Genomic DNA, 412 nt, shown 5'->3' with positions numbered 1-412 from the left:
CAACAGGAGTAATGACAACATACGCTCAATCAGCAGATGCGGCACAACATTCAGTAGTACAAGATAAAAGCAAATCTGATGACATTAATACACTAAGTGATTATTACAATAGAACACCTTTAGAATTACGAAACGTAAACGGATATTTATCTGACAATGGTGTAACTGTCTTACACCACTCTCAGCATTCAGAATTTGAATTAAAAGGAACGGACAAAAATAAATATACAGATAAAGACTTAAATGACATTGATGTATTTTTAGTTGGTGAAGGTACTAGTAAACAAGCCCCTACACGTTCAATAGGAGGTATTACTCTACCTAATAAATATAAAAATATAGATCACGTAAAAAAAGTATCACTTTCTGTAAAAACGAAACAAGGGGACTTTTCAATTCAAAAAGATAGTCC

General features: G+C 32.5%; 1 pseudogene. It reads left to right on the top strand.

Features of this window, described 5'->3' with window-relative positions:
* Positions 1-412 (top strand): annotated as a pseudogene (locus DYI24_RS27855) (hypothetical protein); the annotation flags it as partial.

Origin of the sequence: Rhodopseudomonas sp. BR0C11 (assembly GCF_010820945.1) — a bacterium.
In the GTDB taxonomy this organism is placed as follows: domain Bacteria; phylum Pseudomonadota; class Alphaproteobacteria; order Rhizobiales; family Xanthobacteraceae; genus Rhodopseudomonas; species Rhodopseudomonas palustris_H.
Note: the sequence above shows the minus strand (reverse complement) of the source record. Positions and strands in the feature narration are given on the sequence as shown.